General features: G+C 49.9%; 4 protein-coding genes and 4 tRNA genes. 7 read left to right on the top strand and 1 reads right to left on the bottom strand.

Features of this window, described 5'->3' with window-relative positions:
* The first annotated feature begins 239 nt into the window (after positions 1-239).
* Both murB and birA read left to right on the top strand, forming a co-directional pair.
* On the top strand, positions 240-1,268 hold the full coding sequence (gene murB / locus EDF82_RS00275) for a UDP-N-acetylmuramate dehydrogenase (RefSeq protein ID WP_123753641.1): 1,029 nt from the start codon (positions 240-242) through the stop codon (positions 1,266-1,268).
* Positions 1,265-2,227 carry a bifunctional biotin--[acetyl-CoA-carboxylase] ligase/biotin operon repressor BirA gene (birA, locus tag EDF82_RS00270; protein WP_123753640.1) on the top strand — a complete coding sequence of 321 codons (963 nt, stop codon included), beginning with the start codon at positions 1,265-1,267 and terminating at the stop codon, positions 2,225-2,227. Before murB ends, birA begins: the two co-directional genes overlap by 4 nt.
* 46 nt (positions 2,228-2,273) lie before the next feature.
* Here birA and coaA read toward each other — a convergent pair whose 3' ends face one another.
* The gene (coaA, locus tag EDF82_RS00265; protein ID WP_123753639.1) at positions 2,274-3,224 is read right to left on the bottom strand and encodes a type I pantothenate kinase; all 951 of its coding nucleotides are present in this window, start codon (positions 3,222-3,224) and stop codon (positions 2,274-2,276) included.
* A gap of 502 nt (positions 3,225-3,726) precedes the next feature.
* Between coaA and EDF82_RS00260 the strand changes: the two genes are divergently transcribed.
* The 5 genes from EDF82_RS00260 to EDF82_RS00240 form a co-directional block, all read left to right on the top strand.
* Positions 3,727-3,802: transfer RNA gene (locus EDF82_RS00260), tRNA-Thr, on the top strand.
* Positions 3,803-3,812: 10 nt separating this feature from the next.
* Positions 3,813-3,897: transfer RNA gene (locus tag EDF82_RS00255), tRNA-Tyr, on the top strand.
* A gap of 120 nt (positions 3,898-4,017) precedes the next feature.
* Positions 4,018-4,092: transfer RNA gene (locus EDF82_RS00250), tRNA-Gly, on the top strand.
* A 5-nt stretch (positions 4,093-4,097) separates the two neighbouring features.
* Positions 4,098-4,173: transfer RNA gene (locus EDF82_RS00245), tRNA-Thr, on the top strand.
* A 115-nt stretch (positions 4,174-4,288) separates the two neighbouring features.
* On the top strand, positions 4,289-4,470 hold a 182-nt coding region (locus EDF82_RS00240), incomplete at its 3' end, for a GTP-binding protein (RefSeq protein ID WP_010287081.1).

Raw genomic sequence — 4,470 nt, 5'->3', positions numbered from 1 at the left:
GTCGAAAGACTGGGCCTTTTGTTTTTGTCTGCGATTTAGCCGGGAAAGGTGTTTCCGGGCCATCAGACAGCTCAGAAGCCCATCCTGACGGATGGACTTTTTGCGTTTTAGCTTTATGTTTAGCCTTATGGCGTCACAAAACAACACCGCATCGCACGACACCCATCCCGCCGCATTCAAACAAGCCTTCCCACAGCAGATACGGTAAACTAGTCCGGATTTTGCATCAGGAAGCCACTATGAATCATTCTCTCAAACCCTGGAACACCTTTGGCATCGACCGTACAGCCAAAGTCATTGTACGTGCTGATAATGAACAGCAGCTATTGTCTGCCTGGCAGAGAGCCACAGCAGAAGATCAGCCCGTTTTGATCCTCGGTGAAGGGAGCAATGTGCTGTTCCTGAAGGATTATGCCGGTACGGTTATTATTAACCGCATCATGGGGATTGAGGTCACGGAAACACCTGAAGCCTGGCTCTTGCACGTTGGTTCCGGGGAAAACTGGCATCAACTGGTGCAGTTTACGCTGGAGAATGACATGCCGGGCCTGGAAAACCTTGCCTTGATTCCTGGCTGCGCAGGGTCTTCCCCAATCCAGAATATCGGCGCGTATGGCGTTGAACTCCAACGTGTTTGTCATTATGTCGACTGTATCGAGCTGGCGAGCGGCCGTAAGCAACGTCTTTCCGCCAGCGAGTGCCGTTTTGGCTATCGTGACAGCATCTTCAAGCATGAATATCAGGATCGCTATGCCATTGTTGCGGTGGGACTTCGTCTGTCCAGAACCTGGCATCCGGTATTAACGTACGGTGACCTGACTCGCCTGGACCCACAGACCGTGACGCCACGTCAGGTATTTGATGCTATTTGCCATATGCGCATGACAAAACTTCCAGATCCGAAAGTAAACGGCAATGCCGGCAGCTTCTTTAAGAACCCTGTTATCAGCGCGGAGCAAAGCCAGGCGCTGCTGGCAGCGTTCCCAAATGCGCCACATTACCCACAGGCGGATGGCAGTATGAAACTGGCCGCGGGCTGGCTAATCGATCAATGCCAGCTTAAAGGGAAAACCATCGGCGGAGCTGCGGTGCATCGCCAGCAGGCGCTGGTCTTAATCAATGACAAAGATGCAACCAGCGATGATGTTGTTCAGCTGGCCCACTACGTACGCCAGCAGGTCGGCGAGAGATTCAATGTCTGGCTACAGCCGGAAGTCCGTTTTATTGGCACTACCGGCGAAGTGAATGCCGAGGAGACCATTGCGTGAGAGATAATACAATCCCCCTGACATTGATATCCATTTTAGCCGATGGCGAGTTTCATTCCGGAGAGCAACTGGGCGAACGTCTGGGAATGAGCCGGGCGGCCATCAATAAACATATTCAGACATTGCGTGACTGGGGCGTTGATGTCTTTACCGTCCCTGGCAAGGGTTACAGTTTGCCGGAGCCTATCCAGTTATTAGATGAAGACAGCATTGCTGCACAGATCGAACATGGCCGGGTAACGGTTCTTCCGGTCATTGATTCGACGAACCAGTATTTGCTCGATCGCCTCAACGAACTGCAATCCGGGGATGCGTGCGTCGCCGAGTATCAGCAGGCGGGGCGTGGCCGCCGAGGGCGGAAGTGGTTCTCACCCTTTGGGGCAAATCTTTATCTTTCGATGTACTGGCGCCTGGAGCAGGGGCCTGCCGCGGCTATTGGCCTGAGTCTGGTCATCGGTATTGTTATTGCCGAAGTTCTCCAGAGCCTGGGGGCAGATAAAGTTCGCGTGAAGTGGCCTAACGATCTCTACCTGCAGGATCGTAAACTGTCGGGTATTCTGGTCGAACTGACGGGAAAAACTGGCGATGCGGCGCAGATCGTGAGCGGAGCAGGGATCAATCTGGCCATGCGCCGCGTTGAGTCTGACGTGGTGAATCAGGGCTGGATCAGCCTGCAGGAAGCCGGGGTATCTATCGATCGTAACACCCTGGCCGCACGGCTGATCAAAGAACTGCGTGCCGGCCTGCAGCTGTTCGAGCAGGATGGTCTGGCTCCTTATCTTGCGCGTTGGGAAAAACTGGATAATTTCCTCAATCGGCCGGTAAAGCTTATTATTGGTGATAAAGAAATCTTTGGGATTTCGCGCGGTATCGATACTCAAGGGGCATTGTTGCTTGAGCAGGATGGCGTTATCAAGCCATGGGTCGGCGGTGAAATATCGCTGCGTAGCGCAGAATAAACCAAATAAAAAGGGAGCCTGAGCTCCCTTTTTATTATGTACCTGATTATTTCCGCAGTCGGACCTGATCGACCGAATGATTCGCGCTTTTGGTCATGATTAAACTAGCGCGCTCTCGGGTTGGAAGTATATTTTCTTTAAGATTCAATAGATTAATCTCATTCCATAATGAGGTGGCAATATTCACAGCCTCATCTTTGGAAAGCTTCGCATAATTATGGAAATAAGAATCCGGATCGGTGAAGGCCCCTTCACGGAATTTTAAGAAGCGGTTGATATACCATGTTTTCAACAGTTCTTCTGGCGCATCGACATATATAGAGAAATCAACGAAGTCAGAAACGAATACATGGTGCGGGTCATGGGGATAATCCATGCCACTTTGTAAGACATTCAACCCTTCAAGAATCAATATATCTGGTTGCGCCACTGTCTTATCGCCTTCAGGAATCACATCATAAATAAGATGGGAATAAACCGGGGCGGTAGCGGTCGGTAAGCCAGATTTCAAATCAGAAACAAATTTAACCAACCGATGCATGTCGTAGGATTGCGGGAAGCCTTTCTTCTTCATCAATCCGCGCTCTTTCAGTACGGCATTTGGATGTAAGAAGCCATCAGTCGTAATCAATTCAACATGACGATGTTCCGGCCAGCGGCTAAGCAGCGCCTGTAATACGCGTGCGGTCGTGCTTTTACCTACCGCAACGCTTCCGGCAATACTGATGATATACGGGATGCGCTGACCATTAGTACCGAGGAATTGCTCCAGCACGGCCTGACGGCGCAGGTTGGAACTGATATAGAAATTAAGCAAACGCGACAGCGGCAAATAGATCTCTGCAACTTCTTCAAGGGAAAGATCTTCGTTGATGCCTTTTAACCGCGTGATTTCTTCCTCTGTCAGCGTCATCGGAACGGAATCACGAAGTGCAGCCCATTGGTTGCGGTTAAATTGTAGATAAGGTGTCATTAACGTCTGCTCTTTTTTGCTCATAAGCATGTTCTTAGCATCGCCAAATCAGAAGTTGCGAGGGATGCTTCACACAAGTTAATCAGGACAATGGGCAGGAGGGTAACACCAGATTGCGAGGAATAATAAGAAAAAAACTCATCGAATGATGCTTTCTAATGCAGACATCACAAGAGCGGGGTGTGTTGCTCATTATGCGTCACTTGCCTGCAGCAATGTAGTCCCTGTTCGTCTGAAAGCGCATAGAGAGGATGGCGCGCGCAGACGCTGGTCAGGATATAAGTGGGTTTTGGCTGTCGGGAGACGGCAAGAAACACCATCGTCCGGCCTGGGAATACCTTTGCTGGCATAAATAGCGAGGATGACTGGACGTTTTAATGCGAAGGGATGCCGGTTTTTTGTACGTCATTGATTGAAATTACACCGTTTTTCCACGTTTGAGCACAAAATATGAGCGATGGAACATTTTATGCAATTTTTTAGTTGCATGAATGCGTATGTCTCCCTAAAATGCGCGCTACTTGATGCCGACTTAGCTCAGTAGGTAGAGCAACTGACTTGTAATCAGTAGGTCACCAGTTCGATTCCGGTAGTCGGCACCATCAAGTGCCTGGTGGGGTTCCCGAGCGGCCAAAGGGAGCAGACTGTAAATCTGCCGTCATCGACTTCGAAGGTTCGAATCCTTCCCCCACCACCATCTTTCGGCAACGCTTTGCGGAGCCAGAGTTGCTTGGTTAAACTAAACAACTCAAACAAGAAAAAGAGAGAACTCTCTTTTTTTTGTTATAGAAAGAACTGGGTAGCCGAGTTTCAGGATGCGGGCATCGTATAATGGCTATTACCTCAGCCTTCCAAGCTGATGATGCGGGTTCGATTCCCGCTGCCCGCTCCAGACGTGCTGATATGGCTCAGTTGGTAGAGCGCACCCTTGGTAAGGGTGAGGTCCCCAGTTCGACTCTGGGTATCAGCACCACTTCTTTATCTCTCCTTCCCTGTTTCTCTCTGTTTATTGCATTCAACAAGTCGGGCATGTTGCCCGGTTGATGTGGTGATATCACCGATTTATCCGTGTCTTAGAGGGACAATCGATGTCTAAAGAAAAGTTTGAACGTACAAAACCGCACGTTAACGTCGGTACTATCGGCCACGTTGACCATGGTAAAACAACGCTGACTGCTGCAATCACTACCGTTCTGGCTAAAACCTACGGTGGTTCTGCTCGTGCATTCGACCAGATCGATAACGCACCAGAAGAAAAAGCTCGTGGTAT

It is taken from the genome of Klebsiella sp. BIGb0399 (genome assembly GCF_003752615.1).
GTDB classification, from domain to species: Bacteria; Pseudomonadota; Gammaproteobacteria; order Enterobacterales; family Enterobacteriaceae; genus Klebsiella; species Klebsiella lignicola.
This window is presented reverse-complemented; position numbering and strand designations above follow the sequence as displayed.